This is a genomic window from Chthoniobacter flavus Ellin428 (assembly GCF_000173075.1).
Lineage (GTDB): Bacteria > Verrucomicrobiota > Verrucomicrobiia > Chthoniobacterales > Chthoniobacteraceae > Chthoniobacter > Chthoniobacter flavus.
Map to the genome: position 1 here is coordinate 345170 of NZ_ABVL01000002.1, position 21263 is coordinate 366432.

Genomic DNA, 21263 nt, shown 5'->3' on the forward strand with positions numbered 1-21263 from the left:
CAGTGGCTCGCGCCACCCCATTCACTTCGATTTCTTCTGCCCCGCCGCTTCGGTCTCGATTTCCAGCCGAAGTTGATGCGCCTCTTTCACCTTGGGCGCGTTGGCTCCCATGAATTGCGCCAACTGCGTCTCGGAGGTGCGCGTCAGATCAAGCGCCTCCTTGTATTTCTTCTCCACGCGCAAGGTCGCGGCGAGGTTGAGCGCGGCGAGCGCGACTTCCGGGTGCTGCGGCCCGACGATCTGCTGCAGCGAAGTGAGGATGGTGCGCTGTTCCTTCTCCGCTTCCGCAAAACGTCCTAGCGCAATGAGCGTTTTGACGAGGTTTGTGCGATTGAGCAGCACGGCCGGGTCGCGCGGCGAAAGCTTCTTGTCGAGGATGGGCTGAGCGGCCCGCAGGAGTTGCTCGGCTTCGCGATATTCGCCGATGTCGTTGAGCGTGCTGCCGAGATTGCTGCGGGCCCGCGCCGTGGTGGCGTCGTCGAGACCGAAGACCCGCTCGCGCAGGGCGAGGATTTTACGAAATTCACGCACCGCCTCGGTATTGCGCCCTTCCCGCGCGAGGGTGCTGGCGAAAAGCTCGCGGAACTCGATGACGTCCTTGTTTTCCGGCCCGAGGACCCCGCTCTCGAGATCGATGCCCTCCTGGAGCACGTTTTCCGCGCCGATGTAATCGCCTTCCACTCCCATGATGATGGCCAGATTCTTCCGGTCTTGCAGCGTGTCGGGATGGTCGAGACCGTGGGCCTTTTCATCCTCGGCCAGCAGCGCCCGAAACGCCGCTTCCGCTTCCTTGAACTTGTTTTCCTGAAAGAACTGCATCGCCTGCTGGACCTTGATGGCATGGCCATCATCCGCCTTCGCGGGCTTTTCCGCCTTCTCGGCGGCAACGACGTGTGCGGAACCAATGGTGCACACGCAACCGAAGGACAGGACGAAGAAGCGTTTTTTCCAGAAACGTAACATGGCGCCTCCCCTGTAGCGTCATCGCGCGGCGCTGGCTACTGCGGATTTGGCGGAACCGGTTGGGGGCGCCTAGTCGCGGAAAACGATGGCCCGCTGGCCGTGCAGCAGCACGCGGTCATCAAGATGCCAGCGGACGCTGCGGGCGAGGGCCAGCCGTTCGCAATCGCGGCCGAGGCGCATCAGATCCTCGGGCGTATGGAAGTGCTCCACGCGAATGACTTCCTGGTCGACGATGGGACCGGCATCGAGCTCGGAGGTAACGTAGTGGCAGGTAGCGCCGATCAATTTCACCCCGCGCTGCCAGGCCCGCTGGTAGGGATTCGCCCCCACGAAACTCGGCAGGAAGGAATGATGGATATTGAGGACTCTTCCGGAGAATTCCGCGCAGACCTCGGCGGGAAGAATCTGCATGTAACGGGCGAGGACGATGAGGTCCGGTTGCACGAAGCGAAAGATCTCGGCGATTTTGGCAAAGGCGGCCGGCTTGTCGTGCGGATCGACCGGGACGTGGCAGAACTCCAGGCCCTCGCGCTCGACCATGGGGCGGAAGTCTTCGTGATTGGAAATGACGGCGGCGATTTCGATATCGAGTTCGCCCGAGTGCCAGCGCCACAACAGGTCGGCGAGGCAGTGGCCAAATTTGCTGACCATGACGATGACCTTCCTCTTCGCCTCGGCAGTGCGAATCGTCCATTCCGCGCCGAGCTCCGTCGCCACCGGCGTGAACTCCTCCCGCAATTTGGGCAGGTCGACCTTGAGGGTGCGCGTGTCGATCTCCATGCGCGTGAAGAACCAGCCCGCCGCCGCGTCGGTATATTGGTGGACTTCGATGAGATTGCCGCCGTGTTGCGCGATGAAATTCGAGATGAGCGCGAGCAATCCCACGCGATCGGGACAGGACAGACGGAGGAGAGTGCTCATCAGGGGGAATTTCAGAGTTGGGATTTCGGATTGCGGAAGTCACTCTACTGCCAAGCTCAACGCCCCAGCGGAAGCCCAAATCCTTAATCACTCCTCTTCCAACTCCGATTTTCTTTATGGCCGTCTCCTCCACCATGCTCGAACTCGGCACCCCGGCACCGGACTTTTCCTTGCCCGATGTGGCCACTGGCCAGACCGTGCAACTCGCCGACTTCGCCGACCAAAAGGCGCTGCTCGTGATGTTCGTCTGCGCCCACTGCCCCTATGTGGTGCACGTGCAACCGGAACTAACGCGCGTCGCCCGCGACTACGCCGGCCGGAGCGTCGGCTTCGTGGCCATCACGGCCAATGACGTCGCGCAATACCCGCAGGATGCGCCCGATGCCAGCGCCGCCATGGCCCGCGCCGCCGGCTGGACCTTTCCCTTCCTCTACGACGAATCGCAAGCCGTGGCGAAAGCCTACACCGCCGCGTGCACGCCCGACTTCTTCCTCTTCGACGCCGCCCGAAAGCTCGTCTATCGCGGCCAACTCGACAGCTCCCGCCCGGGTCGCGGTCCGGATCGCCCCGGCCACGGCGTGCTCAACGGCGCCGACCTCCGCGCCGCGCTCGACGCCGTGCTCTCGGATCAACCGGTAAACCCACGGCAAATGCCGAGCATCGGCTGCAACATCAAGTGGAAGCCGGGGTAGAGGGAAGTTGAGGGTTGAGGGTTGAGAGTTGAGAGTCAACCGCCTCTCCGCCGAAGTGACCGCTCCGCGTCTATGGGTTCAAACCCATCCTGGCGAGGAGCGCCGCCAAAAAGTGGCAACGGGGCGGACTCTCAACTCTCAACTCTCAACTCTCAACTTTTCCCATTTAAGCACTGGCGCGGTCTCGAAATATATGTTCTCTTGAACACATATGTTTCAGCCAAAGACCGTCGCACCGGGCGGGCGTGGCTCGGCCACAAATCCGCACAACCGTTTCGAAAAACTCGCCATCGAGTTCGAGCCCGAAGCTCTGGTCGATGAAGACGGCGAACGCATCCTGCCGCGCACCCAATTCCTGCGCGACGATTCGCAGTCGATCATCAGTCTCAACGATTCGCCGGACATCCCCTTCACCGCCGGCGTGAATCCCTACCGCGGCTGCGAGCACGGCTGCGCTTATTGCTTCGCGCGGCCTTACCACGAGTATCTCGGGTTCTCCGCCGGACTCGATTTTGAGTCGAAGATCATCGTGAAGGAAAATGCGCCCGAACTACTGCGCGCCGAACTTTCGCGCAAGAAATGGGTGCCGCAACCCGTCACGATGAGCGCGATCAGCGATGCCTATCAGCCCGTGGAGCGCCGGTTGCAATTGACCCGCCGTTGTCTCGGTGTGCTGGCGGAGTTTCGTAATCCGGTGGGCATCATCACGAAAAATCATCTCGTCACGCGCGACATCGATTATCTCTCCGAACTCGCACGCTTTCACGCGGCCACCGTCTCGATCTCCCTGACCTCGCTCGACCCGGAACTCGCCAAGACCCTGGAGCCGCGCGCTTCCCCACCCAACCGGCGTCTCGCGGCGATCGAGGAACTCAGCGCCGCCGGCATTCCCGTGAATGTCATGACCGCCCCGATCATTCCCGGACTGAACGATCACGAATTGCCCGAACTACTCGCCTCGGCGGCCAAGGCGGGCGCCCGTTCCGCCGGCTTCACCGTGCTGCGCCTGCCCTTCGCGGTCGCACCACTCTTCGTCGAATGGCTGGAGCGCCACGCACCCGGCCATAAGGACAAGGTCTTAAGCCGCATTCGCTCCATGCGCGGCGGCAAGCTCTACGATTCAAAGTGGGGCACGCGCATGAAGGGCGAAGGCTTCTTCGCCGAGCAAATCAAAGCGCTCTTCCAGCTCGGCTATCGCAAAGCCGGCTTCCGCGGCGACACCCCGCCGTACGACGTCTCGCACTTCCGCGTGCCGTCGGATCAGCTGTCGCTGTTTGGGGAAGAAAGTTGATAGTTGAGGGTTGATAGTTGATAGTCCGCCGCGTTTCCACAAGAAAGGCCCGCTCCGCGGCGACGGTTGATTTTACCCTGACGCGGAGCGTCACATAAAAGCGGTCAAGTGGTAGTATATCAACTATCAACCCTCAACTATCAACTTTCCTCCCCAGCGCATCCAGTAATGAACAAAGCGTCGCGTGGGCCATCGGCAAATCCGACGGCGTCTCCGTCAGTTGCGCGGCGCTTTGCACGAAGCGTCCGGGTGTCAGGTCTTCCGCGGCGACGGTGGCGAGATCGGCCACGTTGACTGCGCCCATCTCGAGGTGAAATTGCAACCCGACCACGCGATCGCCCCAGACAAAAGCCTGGTGCGCGCAGCCAGTGCTATCGGCGATGAGGCGCGCATTTGGCGGCAGGCTGAAGGTGTCCCCATGCCAGTGCATCACATTCATCGTCTCGGGAAATTGCGCGAAGAGACCGGTGCGCTCGCGAAAGCTCACCGGAAACCAGCCGATCTCCTTCTCCGCGTTTTGATACACCTTGCCGCCGAGCACGTCGGCGAGTAACTGCGCCCCGAGACAAATGCCGAGGATTGGTTTCCCGGCATCGATCGCGCGCCGCAGAAATTCCTTTTCCGTCACCAGCCACGGATGGTCGCGGTGCTGATAGATATTCATTCCGCCGCCCATGATGACGAGCAGGTCGAAGGCCTCGAGCGACGGCGGCGCCTCAGCGGCGTAGAGCGCGGTGCGGTTCAAGGTGTGCCCGCGAGCGGCGGCCCAGTCGGCGATCTTCGCGGGACCTTCCTCGGGCTGATGTTCGAGCGAGTGAATGCGCATGGAAATGTGGTGTTTAAGCGCCTTTTCGGGCGCATGCAAAAAGAACCGAAGCCGAACACCGCGGTAACAATTCCATAACACCGGGCAGCGATGATTTGCGCATCGGCCGAGGCATCCCGCAGCGGCCACCCAATCCAAACCAGAAAGACCCCCATCATGAACAAATCGACTCTTCGGAAGGCATTCACCTTGATCGAGTTGCTGACCGTTATCTCCATCATCGCCATCCTGGCAGGTGTCGCCGTCCCAGCCCTGCAACACGCGGTAAAGGTCGGAAAAATGACCAGCGCGATGAACAGCGCCCGGCAGATCGGCATGTCGCTGAAAATGTATTCCGGGGACAACGACGGCAATTACCCGATCAAACAAAACAGCTACGGCGAAGACATCGTCACCTCCAACGACGCCTTCCGCAGTCTCATCCCGTCCTATCTCGACACCGAGAAGATCTTCACTGTCCCGGGTTCGAAGGCGGGTCCTTCCGCCGATGAACAGATCGACGATGCCGCACACATTTTGCAACCGGGCGAGAATCATTGGGCATTCGTCTCCGGGTTGAATTCGACGTCCAAATCGAACTGGCCGCTCATCGCGGATCACACGGATGGCTCGGGCAATTACACCACGCAGGAAGGCGCTTACGGCGGGACGTGGGGCGGCACGAACGCGGTGGTCGTCTACGCCGACATCAGCGCGCACATCCTGCCGCTCTCGGGCACCGGCAATCAACGCTACCTCCCGCGCCCGGACGACAAGACGAAGAACGCCCTCTCGGTGAACGAATACATGGGTGACAGCGTGCAACTCCTTGAACCGGCGCACTAAAAAAGCAGTGGAAGGTGAAAGTGAAAGTGAACGCCGATGTGGACCGCTTACTCACTTTCCACTTTCACCTTCCACTTTGGCCCCCATCTTCGGGCTTCGCGCGGCACCGATTCTGCGGCAAAAAGAGGCAGCCCCCCAAATGACGATTCACGAGATCAGCCCCAAGCAACTGCGCGCGCTTCTCCTGCTGCTGGTCCTCGTGCCGTTCATCCCGCTGGTCCTCATGCTGCGTTTCATGACCGATGCACTTCAGGGCGAACGCGATGCCGCCCGCGAGCGGCTTTCCAGCGACACCCAGCGCACGCTCAGCAGTGCCACGATCTCCGTCGACAGACACCTCACCACGTTTGTTGGACCGGTCTCCCCGGAGGAAATGCGCCGGCTGTGCCTCGAAGCCTTCGATCCCACCATCGATATCTCCATTTCCGATGCCGGCGGCGGCCTCGTGGCCGGACCGGCGAAACCGCCCGGCCGTCTGGTCGCGCAGAGCTCGATCAAGTATCTCGACAAGCCCTGGACGACCCGCGCCTGGCTCGTCGATGAAAGGCCGCTGCAGGAGGAAGTGCGCGATCAATTCAAAGTCTACGCGTGGACCGGCCTGATCGCCGCCGTGGCCATCTGCACCATCGCCGCCGCCGCCGGTCTCACCGTGAACCAACAACTCCGCTTGCACGAACTCAAGAACACCTCGGTCGCCACGGTCGCGCACGAATTGCGGACACCCCTCGCCACAATGCGAGTCCTCGTCGACACGCTGCGCGAGGGTCGTTATCGCAACGAGGAACAGCTCCGCGAATATCTCGACCTGCTGCATTCGGAGAATCTCCGCCTGAGCCGGTTGACCGAGCATTTCCTCACCCATTCGCGACTCGCCCGCGGGCAGTATCAGTTCACCTTCGCGCCCGTCCGTGCGGACTCGATCGCCAACCACGCACTGAATTCCTTACAGCCGAAACTCTCCGCACCCGGCTGCTCGTTCACTCTCGACGTCGAGAAATCACTACCGCCCGTCATGGCCGATCGCGACAGCCTTGTAACCGTGCTCATCAACCTCCTCGAAAATGCGCTGAAATATACCGGGGACGAAAAGCGCATCACCCTCCGCGCCCGCCGCGACGACGACACGCTCGTTTTCATCGTCGAGGACAACGGTGTCGGCCTCACCGCCACCCAGCGCAAACAGATCTTCGAGCCGTTCTATCAGGCGGATCAAAAGCTCTCACGCTCGCGCTCCGGCGTGGGACTGGGCCTAAGCATTGTGCGCGCGATCGTTAGCGCGCATCGCGGCCGCATCGAGATCGCCAGCGAACCCAATCGCGGGGCGGCGTTCTCCGTTCACATTCCCCTCGCCCAAGCCTGATGATTCACGCGGAAACCATCCTGATCATCGAAGACGACCCGGTAATGCTGCGCGGGCTCAAGGATAACTTCGAGTTCGAAGGCTACCATGTGCAGACGGCAAATGATGGCGACGCCGGGCTCAAGCTTGCCCTCGCCATCCAACCCGCACTCATCGTCCTCGATCTCATGTTACCAAAGGTGAACGGCTATGAGATCTGCCGCTTCCTGCGCGAGGAGAAGCTCGAGATGCCGATCATCATGCTCACCGCCAAGGGCCAGGAATCGGACATCGTGCTCGGCCTCAAGCTCGGCGCCGACGATTACGTCACGAAGCCTTTCAGCATCAAGGAACTCCTCGCCCGCGTGGAGGCTTTCCTCCGCCGGCAGCGGAAGCAGACCGGCACGGTCTACACCTTCGGCGATTGTCGCTTCGATACCACCGCCCGCACGCTGGTCCGTAATGGCCAGGACGTACCGCTCTCGCCCAAGGAATTCGATCTGCTCACCTTTCTCGTCACCAACGCCGGCCGCGCCCTCAGCCGCGATCGCATCATGAGCACCGTCTGGGGGTACGACTCCCGTGTCACTCCCCGTAGCATCGACCGCTTCGTCAACGCGCTCCGCAACAAGATCGAGCCCGACCCGGCGGAACCGCGCATCCTGAAAACCGTGCGCGAGTTCGGGTACAAATTCGAGCTACCGATGTAGCCGGCAAACTCACTTCACCTGCTCCAACCAGGCCAGATTGAAGACATAATAATTCCGGCTGGAGATGAGATGAATGCGACCGTCAGGCCCCTGGCAACTGGCCAGATAGCCATTGAGTTCGGCGTGAGTCGCATCGAGGGAGATCGAGCCGCCATCGGTGCTTTGCGCGGGCAACGCTTTCTCCCCGGGCGCGACAGGCGTGACCAGGCGCCGCACCGGCCACGTGGCACCGTCATCGTAGGAAAGCGCGGCCAATAAACCGTAGCCGGTTTTCATCGTCCCGTCTGGCTGCCGAAAAGCCATTCCTTTCAATTCATCCGGCTTCTTCGCACCGGTCACTTTTCCCGAGGCATCGCGATGCGCCAGGTCGTCGGTAAAGGTGCACAGCAAAAGCGGACCTTCCTTCAACCGTTTGAGCGTGAGTCGCTGCCCCGAGGTAATGCCCGGAAACTCACTCACACCATAAGTCCACGTCTTACCCCCATCGGCGGAAACACTCGTCGGCAATTTGTGATCGAACAACGCCGCGACATTCTGCCGGTCGATGCGCCCGAGCGCCCAGAGCGTGCCGTCTTTACGCTCGATTAAACCCACATGAATGCCGGCGATACACGAGCCAGTTTTGCCCGGTACATAGACGGAACGCGTAGTTTCGTCGGAAAGCTTGGTCCATGTCTGGCCGTTATCGGCACTCATCGTCACCGTTCCCGCATTGTCGAACCGGCTGTCGCAGGTCTCCAGAATGCGGCCGTCCTGCGTTTGGATATTCGCTTCGCTCGGCTGAATGTCGTCGTTGAGTGGGCGCCCGTGACTCCAGGTCTGTCCGTTGTCGGTCGAAGTGCGAACGATGGAACCCGGCATTGCCCGATTGCCATTGAAATGGAAAATCGTGCCCTGCCGATCGACGAAAAGCGCGGGCGCGTGATTGTTGGCATCGGCGCATTGGTAAAAGAGGACCGGCGGAGTAAAGGCCGATGCACCCGCCGGCAACCGCGTCGCAGCAACGGCCAATTCGTGACCGAACTCCGTGTCGCAGGTGTAATGCAAAATGAAGACGTCGCCGTTGGGGAAAACGGTGATCGCCGGGTCGTGATTATGCGTCGAAAACAGCGGACCTTCCGAACCTGGGGGGATGTTCACATAGCGAGCCGGCCCCGCGAAGAACGGCTTCGCCATATCGACCTTGTCGTTTAGCGGCGCCGGCGCCGGCGGATTCGCGGAAGGTGGAACCGGCACGGCATTCGCCGTAGGCGCCGGTGGCGCATCGGCTTGGACGACGCGAAAACCAATGATGAGATTGCGCGCCCACGGTTCCATGGAAAGACGGTTCGCCGAGCGCAGCAGGCGGGCGAGTTGCCAGTTCGCTCCGCCTCGCACGACGCGAAATTCTCCATCGACCGGTCCGACCGGATCCACCATTTGCGAAGGGTCGTAGGGCGCATACCAATCCAGGCACCATTCTTCAGCGTTGCCGTGCATGCCGTAGAGGCCCCAGGCGTTTGCCGGCCCACGGCCGACCTTCAGCGGCGCCTTTTTCATCAACTGATAGTAGGCTGGCAGCGCCGACGACGCTGGCGACGGAGGCGTCGCCGAGTTGGCCACATCGATCTTGTTCGTCGCGATGGAGTTGGCCGACGGGAAAAATTGCGCAAAGCCCTCCACCTGTCCCGCCGGCTGGTAGCCATCCGGCAATGTATCGCCGGTATTGAAAAGCGTCGTCGTCCCGGCGCGGCAGGCATACTCCCATTCCGCCTCAGTCGGCAGGCGGTATGGCTTGCCCTCTTTTTGCGAAAGCCATTGGCAAAAAGCATCGGCGTCCTCCCAGTTGACATTGACCACGGCGTCATCGTCCGCGGATTCCTTCCCGCGCGCCCGCAATTTGCGATGTTGCGGATCGAACTGCTCGTACTGCGCGTTGGTCACCTCCGTGGCTTCCATGAAAAAGGGATGGGTGATTTTCACCTGCCGGACGGGCGATTCATCCCAATCCGCTCCGGTATCCTTCTCCATGCTCCACGGACTTTTATAAGATTTCTCCCGCTCCGCCTGTCCCATCTTGAATGAACCGGCGGGAATCGGGCTCATCGTCATACCGACGGAATTCTGATAACTTCCGTTCGTGAAGGCAGTGGTCTGCGCTGCGGCGGGCAAGGTCGCGACGAGCAACAAGACGATCAAATAAGGAGGCAGCGGATTACTCATATGGCGGTCAGAAATGGCTGTTGCGCGTGATCGCGGGAAAATCATCTGTGCGGAACGGCGCGGCGGGCAGTCCGGCGCCGTTGTATAAATTGCCGGTCGGGTTATCCGCCCACGCATAGCGCACCGCGACGGGCCGCGGCACTTTGTCCGACCAGACGAGCACGGTGTCACCGTCGATCTTCGCTTCGGCCCAGACCCACTTGTGATCGTCCCCGCAGATGGCAAATCCTTCCAATTCACTCTGCGGACTATTGCGAACCAGCGGTGCGGTCTCGCCCGTCAAAGTTTTCACATTGTAGGTGGCGGGCAATGGCCGCGCGACGAGCCGTCCATCCGTGCTACGAAATCGGATGCGCCCCCGTCCCTCGTCGATCGCCATGGAATCATAGACCGGGCCGGAACAGGAGACCTCCTCGCCGTAGTGCTTCGCCGCGGCAATGAGAAAGAGCCGGTGACCGACCGTCTTCTTGTCGCGCGAATGCAAATCCCCCGCTTCGCCCACATCGATCGTTACGGCCTCGCCGGTATTCGGCAAAGCGAGAGCCAGCGATTGCGATTCGCGCAATTCCGCCCACGCGGATTCACCGGGCGATGTCACCTTCGCGTAGTTATTCGTGAGCTGGCAGAAATAGAATGGCAGGTCAGACTGCTGCCACTTTTCTCTCCAGCCTTTGATCAGCGTGGAAAAGGCGATGCGATATTCGCAGGCCCGTTTGGCGTTGCTCTCGCCCTGATACCAGAGCACACCCGCGAGCTTGTAGGGCACGAGTGGGTGGATCATCGCATTGTAGAGCGTGCCGGGCAGCGACTCGGGCAGTTGAAAGTTCATCCGCGGTGCCGAGGCTAATTGCTCAGGCGGGAGTTCGGGGAAGGCCCGCTCGACTTTGGCCAGCCACTTTCCATTGAGATCGATCGGCCCAGCCCACAGCGACGGCGCTGGAATCTCCAGCGGCGCCGCGGGCGAATAGATCCGAATGGCGAGCGTGTTGCGACCGGCACGAATCTGCTCCGGCGTCACCGCGAAATAACAGGGAAAATTGCTCCCCGGCAGCCGCGCGTAAGTCATCTCGTCGATCTTCCGGTCATTCCAGTAGACCTGCCAGTCGCCATGGAGTGGGCCGATCATGATCTTGAAACCCTGTTGCGCCACGAGCGGCGAAACATCGATGTCGCGCCGGATCCAGAATACTCCGCTGGATGGAAAACCTGGCGCCGTAACCTTGCCCGGCAAGTTCACGGACGCCCAACCGCTGGTGGAAACATTCTCACCGGCATACGAATCTGGATTGGCCCGAGGTTCATCTTCTCGCGCGTGCTGCTTGAGCCACGCTGAAAAGTCGGCGGTGAATTTCGCTCTCTCCTTCGGATACTCCTCGGCTTTCTGACGCGCCGCCGCCGCGGATACTCGGAAGGCTTCCACTTGATCGAAGGCATCCGCCGGCGTCCATGGTTCAATATAGGTCCCACCGTGCGAAGAATGGATAATGCCGACAGGGCGCTTGCGGTCCTGTTGTAGTTCCTTTCCGAAGTAGTAGCCGACCGCGGTGAACTCTCCCGATGTCTCCGGTCCGGCGACCGTCCAGTGTCCTTCGCAATCCGATGCCGGCGCCTTGGCTGCCGCCTTTTTGACCAGAAACTGGCGGAGGAATGGGTTCGCCGATCGGGCGATCTCGGCATTCGCACCGGTGGTCACTCGCAGCGGAAGTTCCATGTTCGATTGACCGGAAGCGAGCCACACCTCGCCAACCACCACGTCCTGAATTTGAATGCGGTTCTTCCCTTCGACGGCCATTTCAAAAGGTCCCGGCGCGAATTCCTTGAGATTCAGCGACACCTTCCAATGTCCCGCAGTATCGGCATCGGTTTCCGCCGTCTTCCCTTCGATCGCCACGCGAATGTGCTCGCCTGGGTCCGCCTGGCCCCACACCGGAACCGCCTCCGCCTTTTCCAGCACCATGTGATCCGAGAAGATCGAGGGCAATCGAACTTCCGCGTGCAGCACATGCGGCAAAAGCAGGAGGAAGCCCGCGAAAAGGGATGCGAGGGTGGTTGAATTCGGAGGGGAGAACGCTCTCACTTCCAATTTGCATACGCTTGGATGCTATTGCATGCAAAGAGGAATTTTAGAAAGCGTCGCTGCAGCCCGGAGGAGGGCAACGCTCCGTTCAGTTTGGGCGCTGACGGCGCCTGATCTTTACCCACATCTTGTCGGACGCATCCGTGTCGTTGTGGTGAAGAGGCAGGCTGTCCCGGAGGGACAAAGGAATTTAGCCGGGGGTAGAGCGAGCTTGCGAGCGACACCCCCGGAACACACCCCTCAGATGGATGCGCCCCGGAGGCGGCGCGGGAATCGTTCGCCAGCGGGAGATTCCTCCGCCCCTTCAGGGCGGGCCCGTGGAGGGCTGGATATCCGGTGGCTGCGCCTGTTCGCCTGAAGCTCACAGGCTTGCCACCGGCTAAATTCCGTTGTCCCTCCGGGACAGTCTGCCGCTTCGCCAACTCAACTCGATCGACGCCAACTGAGATGGGGGTAAAGATCAGGACGGCGCAGCGTCCTACACGATCCAGTTCCGCAGCGCGAAATCCCGGCCGAGCAACTGGAACTGAATCGGGGCGGATTCCGGATAGCATTCGAGTTCGATGCCGTCCTGGACTATCTTGACTTGAAAGGCCAGTGTCGCTTCGCCCGTGAGGCCAAGTTCGGCCAGGGGCACACCGATGTGAACGAAGGATTTCTTCACGCCGGCCAGCGAGATTTTCACCTGCTGCTCCGCGGGTTGATGAAACTGCACGATCAATTCCGCTGCTGCCCGCTTGCGCAGGTCTACCCGGATGAAGAACATCTTCTCGTTGTTCCCGAACTGGATGCGGCTGATCAATCGTTCGGCGCGATACATGGCCCCTTGCTCGCTGCCCGGCGTGTAACCGCCAGCGCCAAGCCAGTCGAAGAACGATTCGCCGCCATCGAGGGAAGGCGAAATGAGCCGCTCCGGCACGGTGTAAAGCGGTTCGGTGCTGCGGGTGGAAATGGGCACATCCAGGGCCGCGGGCGCTACCGCGCCGCACAGCGTGTAGACGTTGCGCAGATGCTGCCGGAAGAGCGAATCGAAGAGCGCGTCGTTTTCGGTCGAAAAATCGGGACCATACCACCAGAACCAGTCGCTCCCTTCCGCGGCATAGATCTCACGCATCGCCGTCGCATGCTGCGTGGGTGTGAGCGTGCCCGTGTTGATTTTTTCCTGCAGAAAGGTGCGCGTCCTGCCCAGTAAATTCCAGGCACGGTTCTCCTCTTCCTCGCCGATCCAGATATCGAAATTGCTTCCGATCCACGAACCGGTGTGCAGGGTCGTGAGCTGCTTTTGCGGCGGGTGATGGCGTAGGTAATCCTCGATTGTGCAGCTATGCAATCGGCCGCTGTCGCTCTCGATGCCACCATACACGGCGCGCAGAAATCCTGCGCCGCCGTCGGCAAAAGTTTCCCAGGCGTTTTCTCCGTCGAGGATGAGCGGAATCACGCCAGTTTCCTTCGGCACGAGTTCGGCGATATGGCGAAGGTGAAAGAGCAGATGCGTGGCGGCCGCCTGCGGGCTGTTCCTGGCGGCCATGAAGCCGATGAAGTCGGACAACGGCTTTTCGCGAAAGAGCGCATTCACCGACGCGCCGTCGTGAGCCACGCGCCAGCCTTGGAAAAGCTCGAGATGATCGACCGCGCGGCTCTGATAAGCCGGGTCGCGCTTCAGCGAGTTAAATAGATTCTCCTCGTCGCTGCAGAAATACTCGATCCCGCTGCGCTGCATGAGCGGGATGAGCTCCGGCGCAATCGAACCTTCGCTTGGCCACAGTCCGCGGGGTGCTTTGCCGAAGAGTCCGGCGTGTTGCTCCACCGCAAGCGTCAGTTGCGCCGCAGCGTCTTCCGGCCAACTGAAGCGCTCGGGAAATTTTCTGCCCGGCAGGCTGCGGGCCGCGAAGGAGGAGTCGTAGACCAGCGGCAGGATCGGGTGGAAAAACGGCGTGGTCGTGAGCTCCACCTGCCCGCGCTCTTCGGCCGCCCGGTATTTGCTGATCAGTGAGCCGAGAATCTCCATGTGGATATCGAGGACCCGCTGCTTTTCCTCCTCGGTGAAATTTCGGCCCTTGCGCTTCAACTCCGTGAGTTCCGGGTAAAGCCGCTCGGCGGTATAACCGCACCACGCCAGGTTGAACCACGTTTGCAGATCGAGAAATTCCTGCGTGGAGAAGTAGCGCAGACCGCGACGCACGTCGTCGCGATAGAAAGTGAGGCCGCGCTTATTGAGCAATTCCCAATACCGCGGAAAGGGTTTTACGAGATTGTCCCAATGGATTTTAAAGAAATTTTCCAGCAGGGCGAATTTCGTTTCCTCATCGAGCGCGACGGCGGGCATGCGTGACCAGTCGAGCCACAGGTCGCGGATTTTGCCTTCGTTCAATTCCTTGATCTGCAGGAGCAGGACGGGCGTGAGGTTGAAATTGGCACGGACCCGCGGGAATTCCTCGATCACCGAGATCATGTCCAGATAGCCCTTCACCGCATGCAGACGCACCCACGGCATCGTCGCCACCCGCGCCGCGGGATCGACGTAGTACGGCTGGTGCATATGCCAGAGGAAAACAACGTTGGCCATGAAGCGAAGTTGCCTTTGGCGAAAGCGAGTCGCCAGCTATTTCAAAACACTGCGCCGGCTTCGCGTGCGAAAGCCCGCAGTAGCCAGGGCGATTGCTAGTGGTGGTAGGTCGGCGGCCGCTGATCGAGGGCGCTGCCCTTCAGCCCAGGAAGCTGAACGGAAGGCGCCACCGTCCCTCCCACCCAACCAACCGGCCGCGCATTGAGCGAGCTGGTCGACATCTCGGTGGGCCGCGGGGTGGGCGTGACCGCCCCCACGCCCAAGTCGAGCGCGGTGTGCTCGGCCAACTGCATCGGCCAATCCGCTTGGGTGAGCAGATAGGGATCCGTATTCTTCGCCGCATTGTAGAGCTGGACGAAGTGCATGTTGAACTGGGAATTCGGAACCGCCAACTGCGGATATCGTTGCCGAGCCAACGCAATAGAGTCCGTGGCCGGATGGGGCGTCGCCGCCGCGCCTTCGGGAGTCGAAGGCGCGATAATCGATCCGGCCTTGTGTCCTAAATAGGCAGAAATTTTGTCACGGTTAATCACGCCAGCCACAGCCAGCCCGATCAAGATTAAGATCAAAGTCCATTTGTTCATAGCGAGGAGGAACCCGTAATTCCGTTAAACCGCAGTACCACGCACCTGTCAACAGCGGACTCGGGCACAAGTCCGCGTCTTCCCATTTCTCGATCTCTCATTAAGGTGAATCCTCTTCATGCCCGTTTTCCTGCACACCTCCGCCCTCGCCTCCATGGCGCACGAGACGGTTTTCATTCCCTGGCTCGAAAAGGCAGCCGCGCAGGCTCCCACGTCCGGGCGGGTAACGGCGATTCTCGTTCCTCACCGGGCGGATGCTTATTACCTGAAATCGCTCGCTCTGGCCCGGCGCATCGGTCTCTGGAATCTCCGTTTTCTCACGCCGAGCGATTTGCGCGATCACCTTGCGGAACATCTGCCACCGGCAGCGAAATCTCCGTTGCGCGAGCATTCGCGCCTCCTTCTGGCCACAGCTGCCGAACGATTGGCAAATTCCCTCACCACAGAATCCGCCGCCTCCGTCGCCGCGGCGCCGGATCAATTGCTCAAAGCGATCGACATGATCGGCCAGGCGGGCTGGGATTTTTCCTCCGCGGGTCCGCGCCACTTGCAACCCATCGTCGCGGAATTTCGAAGGCTGCTGGCCGCCGCTGGATTCCAAATGAGCCACGACACGGACCGCGCGACACTCGTGGCCGCGCGCCACGCCGAGCCTCTCTTTCGCGAATTATTCGTCATCGGCTTTCACGCGCTGCACTGGCCCCTCTGGCCATTGCTCGAGGCCGCCGTGCGCCTTGCGGAAACTTCCGTGGTCTGCCTCACCGAACCACGGATGGAGGCGGGCGATCTCGATGCCGCCTGGGTCGGCACATGGGAGGACACCTTCGAACCTGCGCAGCCGATTCCCGCCGACCCGCCATCGTCGCCTCTATCCGAGGCGCTGCAGTTGCCAGATTCTCCCGTCACTCGTTTTCAGCGGGAAGCCGCTCCGACAAATGAGGTGGCGTTTCTCGTGGGCCTCGACACCGCCGAACATGCGCGGGCCATCGCCACCCGTGCCTTGCAATATCTCGCGGATCGGAAATGTGACCGGCTCGGAATCCTCTTTCCCTCCGCCGGCGCGCTGTCGCGCCGGGTTGCGGCGCTGCTCGCCGAGGCTGGGGTCGCGCACGACGATGGCCTGGCTTATCAATCACCCGGCCCCCTCGAGAAGGATACTGCCTGGGAGGCGTGGCTGACTCTGCAGGAAAATCCGCGCGCACCGGTGTTGCTTCGCTACGTGCGGAGTCGTGGTGAGACGCCCCTCGCCGGCCTAAAGGCGGACGACGCTTGCTACGAATTGGAACGCGCTTTCCAGGAATTGCTCATCGATGATCTCGGGGTTCTCGCGGAATTTTTGGCCCGGCATCCGCGGGAACAATCGCGTGCCCTGGCCGCCGCGCTGCACACCCTGCCGCTACTGCCCGAGCGCGCCACACTCGGCGAGTTCATCCAGCGAACCCACGAGATCTTTGAGGCCAGTGCGTGGACCGAGCGCGCGGCCGCCTTGCAACACTTTGCCCGGGATTGGAACCAGAGCCGCGATCTCCTCATTTCGCGGCGCACCTGGCTGCGCTGGCTGCAAGAGACGCTTGTCTCCTGGCAGGCTCGCCGCGCGGAAAAGGGCAGCCATCCCTATAGCCGCGTGCACTTGCTGCCCTACGCCCAGGCCGATTCCCAGGCGTGGACGCATCTCATCGTCGCCGGACTCAACGAAGGCCAATGGCCACCCCCGTTCGACGAGGCGGGCTTTCTCGGCGAAGACGAGATCGCCGCGCTCAATCGACAGGTGCGCACGCTGAATACACGCGCCTCGGTGCAAGGCAGCCAGGGCGAAGGTCATGTGACGGTCCAGGCCGGTCGCGCCCTCTGCCTCGGCCCGGTGGAAAAGCGCACAATCGTCGAGCGGCAGTTTTTCAACACGCTGGAATCCACCACACTCGCGATCACGGCGACGATGCAACTGCACGACGAAGCCGCCCCCGAGCGCCCGCTCAATCCCAGCGAATTCTTCACGCGACTGCATTTCTGCGCGCGCGGCCGGGCGGTGTCGCAGCAAACGCTGACAAATCTGCATGGTGAGACCGTGCGCTGGCACGGCACCGCTGCTGTTTTGCTGGTTCCAATCTCGGAGCCTGCGGCGGCGCAGCAGACTCGAATCGCCTTCGATGCGCGGCGTGTCGCGAGCTATCCTTTCGGCGAATACGAGTTCGCCCTGCGCGGTGCGCCGCCGCGCCCTTTGCGTCTTGCTGCGACCAGTTGGGAGACCGCGCTGGCCGCTCCGACACAGATCTTCCTTTCCGCTGTTCTCGGCGTCAGCGCCACCAATACGGAGGAAGAGACGCCGTGGACGCTGGCGCACGGAAGTTGGGTACACCGCTGGCTCAGCGTGATCACCGGCAGTATCGCTCCGGGCACTTTTGCTCCCCTGCCCCCTCCCGCTGAATTGCAGGACCGTGTGCGCAAGGCCGCCGAATCCTTCCACGATCGGGTGGCCGCGGCGCTCACCGCCCGACGCCGGCCGATGCCCGACTGGTGGCAATCCGCCTGGCAACAAGCATGGAGCACGGCCATGCAACTGGCGGTAAATATCTCGACGGTCCAAGGCCGCACACATGCGGCGACGGAATGGAAAATCGGCGACACGGCGCTCCCCGTGGAGGACGACTCGCTCTATGTGCGCGGCCGCATCGACTTGCTGCTCAGCACCTCGGAGGCATTGCAGGATGTGTGGCTCGTCGATTACAAAACCGGCCACCGCGATCCGCTGACGGCGGACGATATCGCGAAGGGCGACGGCCTGCAGCTGGGCCTCTACGCACTCGCTTTGCGCGCCACCGGTGCGCAGGAAGTGGGCGTCAGTCTTCTGACTTCCGATATCGCGCTGGATACGCCACAGGTGCAGCTCGCCCAACTCGAGCAACTCACTGACCTCTGGCGCGGGTTGCTGCAGATGCAAAAAAGCGGCGTGTTTGGCATGCGCGGCGCGCTGCGCCGGGAGTTCGGCATCAGTCAGGATTATCCCCTGGCCACGCTGCCCGTCGATGAAACGATCCTGGCTCAGAAGTGGATGATGTCGCATCCCCATCTCGCCCCCGAGGAGGAGGAAGCGTGAACACACCGCACGATCAATCGCAGCGCGATCGGTTTATCCACGAGCTGGAGCGCAATTTTTCCGTCGTAGCCTCGGCAGGCAGTGGAAAGACCCGCGCCATCACCGATCGCATCGTGGCGCTCGCGCAACACCCACGCGCGGCCGAATGGCTGCCCTCGCTCGTCGTCGTCACCTACACGAATCGGGCGGCCGCGGAGATGCAGCAACGCGCCCGGCAGAGCATTCTGGAAGCCGGCGTAAAGCTGGAAGTCATCAACGCTTTCAACCGCGCCTTCTTCGGCACCATCCACAGCCTGTGTCTCAAGCTCCTCCGACAGCACGGCCATTACCTCGGCCTGCCGGCGCAGCTCGAGCATCTCAACGAAGATGACGACGCCGCGCTGTGGACCGAGTTTGTGCAAAGCTCCACGGCCATCGGCGCCGGGCTCGATCCGGAGCAGCGACGCGCCTTGCTGCGGCTGACGCCTGCCCGGCGGCTGCTCGATCTGGGCCGGCGTGGGCACATCACCGAAGCGGTCCCAGCGCCCGGACCGTTTCCCAAATTCGATTTCGAACCGATTTACGCCTTCGTGCCGAAAAAGGTTTCGCAAGTCACGGCCGCGCGAGTGCAGGAGGCGATGCGCCGCTGGGAAACAGCGTGGGAGGGCGATGACTTCGTCGGCGCACTGCCCGGGTGCAAATGCGCCCCGCTCAAGCCGATCTGGGAAGCGGCCATCGTCCCGATCGTGGAATGGCGACGCTGTGCTGCCCTCCACGTGGCTGCGGAGATTTCACAGGCTTATCGTGAATTTCGTCTCGGTCGCGGGGTCATGACGTTCAGTGACCAGATTGCCCTCGCCGCCGAACTGCTGCGCCACCCGGAGGCCGCCCAGCGCATTCGCGCCAAACAGTATCGCGTGATCCTCGATGAAGCGCAGGACACCGATCCCACGCAATTCGACGTGCTCCTCGAAGTTGCCCGCCCCGTGGAAGCGACCGGGCCCTGGCCGAGCGAGGAAACGCACCCTCCACTTCCGGGTCACTTCTGCATGGTCGGTGACTTCCAGCAATCGATCTACGGCGCTCGTGCCGATCTCGCGCACTATCGGCGCGTACATCAGGCTTTTTTACGCACCGGTGCGGGAGAAGAGGTCATCTTCTCCGTCACCTTCCGGTTGGATCGTGCGGGCATCGAGTTTGCCAACGCCGTTTTCCCCATTGTCCTGCACGGTCTCGAGCGACAGGTGCCGTACGTTGCGTTGTATCCGCGCCCCACTGCATTTCCGGGGCAGATCGTGCGCTTTGACCCGAAGGCCGGGCCGGAAATCATCGCCGAGCGAGCTCTCAAAAACAAAGAGTATTGGGAGGCGAACAACCTGGCCCACTGGCTGCGCGAGGTCGGGTTGGAAAAGCTGCGTGCGTCTTCGTGGCGTGAGGTTGCTCTATTGTGTCCTCGTACCCGCTGGCTGCCGCCTCTGCGCGCCGCGCTCCGATCCGTGGGTCTCAAAGCGCAGGTCCAATCCGAGCGTTCCATCAACGGCGACAGCCCGGCCTACGCCTGGTTTACCGCGCTGGCCACCGTCCTGGCCGAGCCGCGCAATGGTTTTGAAATCGTCGGTGTGCTTCGCGAGATATTCGGTCTCTCCGATCACGACCTCGCGGCGTTCTCCGAGGGATACGGCGTTCGCTTTCATCTCACCGCTCCGACTGGCCGCGGTGGACCGGTCGCGGAGAAAATCAATCTGCTCGTCGCGTTGCGCGAACAAGCCCGCTCGCTTCCGCTTTTCTCCGCCATGGAGGAAATGGTGCGCGTTACCCAACTGCGCGACCGGCTGCTGTCACTTCCGGCCGATGAATACGAGGGCCTGGGTTTCGAACTCGAGGAACTACTCACCAAAGCCGCCACGGCGGAAGCGGCCAAGGGCACGCTCGAAAACTTCGCCGCGGAATTGCAGTCCGAATTTCACGCGGCCCGCAATGTGCGCGGAGCTTTGCCCGACGCGATCCAGATCATCTCGGGACATAAGTCGAAGGGTTCCGAATGGGAAGCCGTCATCATTCCCTTTTTCGCCCGTGGCGCCAAGACGCAGAGCCCCGTCTATCCTCGTCTCTTGCGCGACCCGCGGAGCGCCGCGACGATCGCTGCCATGGAAAGCAGTGATGTCGACGGCGATCTCAAGACGGCCGTGGCTCTGCAGGAACAACAGGAATTGGAGCGCCTGCTGTATGTGGCCCTAACGCGGGCCAAGCACACGCTCGTCCTGGTGGATGATCGCGCTCTCTTTACCGGAAAGAAGGGCTTGCCGGAGCGTTCGCAGGCGAGCCGTCTGCGCTGTGGCCAGGGAGAGGAAAACGCGGCCGCCTTTGAGCGTCTGCCAACGAAGCTGAGCGCCTGCACCGAAACTGCGGAGCATCACGCGCAAAAGGCCATCGTTCGTTCGCAGGAGATGATTTTGCCACTGCCGACGCTGCCAGCCAAAGCGCTGAAGGCTTCCCGCGAGCGCGCCGCCGTTTTCCTCAAGCGCAATCCCAGCGCGCTCGCGGAAGCCGCCCTCGCGGAGGCCGATCCAGCGGCGTATGTGGCTGCGGCACGACAGGCGTCGAGTGCGCCCAATGCCGGCCAGCGCTATGGCACTTGGTGGCACAACTTCGTCGAAGTGCTCGATTGGTCGGCGCCGGTGGCGAGTTGGGACCGGACATTCGAAACGCATCTCGCTGGCTCTCCCGATCCCGACCGCTCCCATCACGACTGGGCGCTGCTCCGCACGCAATTGACGAGCGACTCCGATCTCACCCGGCTCCTTGCCGGCCCCGGCACGCTGGCCCACGCCGAAATGCCCTTCCTCTGGGCGATGAGCGAAAGGGAGTGTCTCGACGGCATCATCGACCTCGCCGTTTACGATCGACAGGCTCATCGCTGGACCATCCTCGACTGGAAGACCAATCGCGTCCCTCCGTCGCGATCTCATTACCTGCCGCAGCTTAGCGCGTATTGGAAAGCCGCTTCCGAAATGCTGCACACACCGGTCGCGGCCGGTCTTTATATTACCGCTACGGGCCAATGGCTGCCTTACGAGGAATCCGAGCTCGCCGGGGCTTGGGACGCTCTGTCCAGGAACTCCGCCGCCCTCACCGAGGCACTTGAAGACGACCGCGGCGACTGATACCGCAACGCCATCTACGGAGAGACATTG

Annotated in this window: 14 protein-coding genes; 7 read left to right on the forward strand and 7 right to left on the reverse strand. The window is 61.7% G+C overall.

Annotation, left to right across the window (positions count from 1 at the left end; all coding sequences use genetic code 11):
* Positions 1–21: 21 nt before the first annotated feature.
* Positions 22–963, reverse strand: a complete 942-nt coding sequence (locus tag CFE428DRAFT_RS04360; RefSeq protein ID WP_006978234.1) for a tetratricopeptide repeat protein — start codon at positions 961–963, stop codon at positions 22–24.
* A gap of 69 nt (positions 964–1032) precedes the next feature.
* The gene (purU, locus tag CFE428DRAFT_RS04365; protein WP_042724370.1) at positions 1033–1887 is read right to left on the reverse strand and encodes a formyltetrahydrofolate deformylase; all 855 of its coding nucleotides are present in this window, start codon (positions 1885–1887) and stop codon (positions 1033–1035) included.
* Between the two features lie 113 nt (positions 1888–2000).
* Here purU and CFE428DRAFT_RS04370 point away from each other — a divergent pair, with 113 nt between their 5' ends.
* Positions 2001–2576: a thioredoxin family protein gene (locus CFE428DRAFT_RS04370; RefSeq protein ID WP_006978236.1), complete on the forward strand. Its 576-nt coding sequence runs from the start codon at positions 2001–2003 to the stop codon at positions 2574–2576.
* A gap of 211 nt (positions 2577–2787) precedes the next feature.
* Positions 2788–3867: a PA0069 family radical SAM protein gene (locus tag CFE428DRAFT_RS04375; RefSeq protein ID WP_006978237.1), complete on the forward strand. Its 1080-nt coding sequence runs from the start codon at positions 2788–2790 to the stop codon at positions 3865–3867.
* A 133-nt stretch (positions 3868–4000) separates the two neighbouring features.
* Here CFE428DRAFT_RS04375 and CFE428DRAFT_RS04380 read toward each other — a convergent pair whose 3' ends face one another.
* A complete protein-coding gene (locus CFE428DRAFT_RS04380; protein WP_006978238.1) occupies positions 4001–4693 on the reverse strand; it encodes a type 1 glutamine amidotransferase in 693 nt (230 codons plus the stop codon).
* 156 nt (positions 4694–4849) lie between these two features.
* Here CFE428DRAFT_RS04380 and CFE428DRAFT_RS40275 point away from each other — a divergent pair, with 156 nt between their 5' ends.
* The 3 genes from CFE428DRAFT_RS40275 to CFE428DRAFT_RS04395 all read left to right on the forward strand — a co-directional run bounded on the left by CFE428DRAFT_RS40275 (position 4850) and on the right by CFE428DRAFT_RS04395 (position 7567).
* On the forward strand, positions 4850–5518 hold the full coding sequence (locus CFE428DRAFT_RS40275) for a type II secretion system protein (protein ID WP_006978239.1): 669 nt from the start codon (positions 4850–4852) through the stop codon (positions 5516–5518).
* A 139-nt stretch (positions 5519–5657) separates the two neighbouring features.
* On the forward strand, positions 5658–6878 hold the full coding sequence (locus CFE428DRAFT_RS32950) for a sensor histidine kinase (protein ID WP_006978240.1): 1221 nt from the start codon (positions 5658–5660) through the stop codon (positions 6876–6878).
* Complete coding sequence (locus CFE428DRAFT_RS04395; RefSeq protein WP_006978241.1) at positions 6878–7567, forward strand: response regulator transcription factor; 690 nt, start codon at positions 6878–6880, stop codon at positions 7565–7567. Before CFE428DRAFT_RS32950 ends, CFE428DRAFT_RS04395 begins: the two co-directional genes overlap by 1 nt.
* A 9-nt stretch (positions 7568–7576) precedes the next feature.
* On the opposite strand, the gene CFE428DRAFT_RS04400 is transcribed toward CFE428DRAFT_RS04395, so the two are convergent.
* The 4 genes from CFE428DRAFT_RS04400 to CFE428DRAFT_RS36945 all read right to left on the reverse strand — a co-directional run bounded on the left by CFE428DRAFT_RS04400 (position 7577) and on the right by CFE428DRAFT_RS36945 (position 14777).
* The gene (locus CFE428DRAFT_RS04400; protein WP_006978242.1) at positions 7577–9769 is read right to left on the reverse strand and encodes an SUMF1/EgtB/PvdO family nonheme iron enzyme; all 2193 of its coding nucleotides are present in this window, start codon (positions 9767–9769) and stop codon (positions 7577–7579) included.
* Positions 9770–9776: 7 nt separating this feature from the next.
* Complete coding sequence (locus tag CFE428DRAFT_RS04405) at positions 9777–11846, reverse strand: sialate O-acetylesterase (protein ID WP_049975550.1); 2070 nt, start codon at positions 11844–11846, stop codon at positions 9777–9779.
* 478 nt (positions 11847–12324) lie between these two features.
* Positions 12325–14412, reverse strand: a complete 2088-nt coding sequence (locus CFE428DRAFT_RS04410) for a glycoside hydrolase family 57 protein (protein WP_006978244.1) — start codon at positions 14410–14412, stop codon at positions 12325–12327.
* Positions 14413–14507: 95 nt separating this feature from the next.
* A complete protein-coding gene (locus CFE428DRAFT_RS36945; RefSeq protein ID WP_131989092.1) occupies positions 14508–14777 on the reverse strand; it encodes a hypothetical protein in 270 nt (89 codons plus the stop codon).
* Between the two features lie 337 nt (positions 14778–15114).
* Between CFE428DRAFT_RS36945 and CFE428DRAFT_RS04420 the strand changes: the two genes are divergently transcribed.
* Both CFE428DRAFT_RS04420 and CFE428DRAFT_RS36950 read left to right on the forward strand, forming a co-directional pair.
* Positions 15115–18090: a PD-(D/E)XK nuclease family protein gene (locus CFE428DRAFT_RS04420; RefSeq protein ID WP_006978246.1), complete on the forward strand. Its 2976-nt coding sequence runs from the start codon at positions 15115–15117 to the stop codon at positions 18088–18090.
* Positions 18087–21233: a UvrD-helicase domain-containing protein gene (locus CFE428DRAFT_RS36950; RefSeq protein ID WP_006978247.1), complete on the forward strand. Its 3147-nt coding sequence runs from the start codon at positions 18087–18089 to the stop codon at positions 21231–21233. Before CFE428DRAFT_RS04420 ends, CFE428DRAFT_RS36950 begins: the two co-directional genes overlap by 4 nt.
* Positions 21234–21263: the final 30 nt, after the last annotated feature.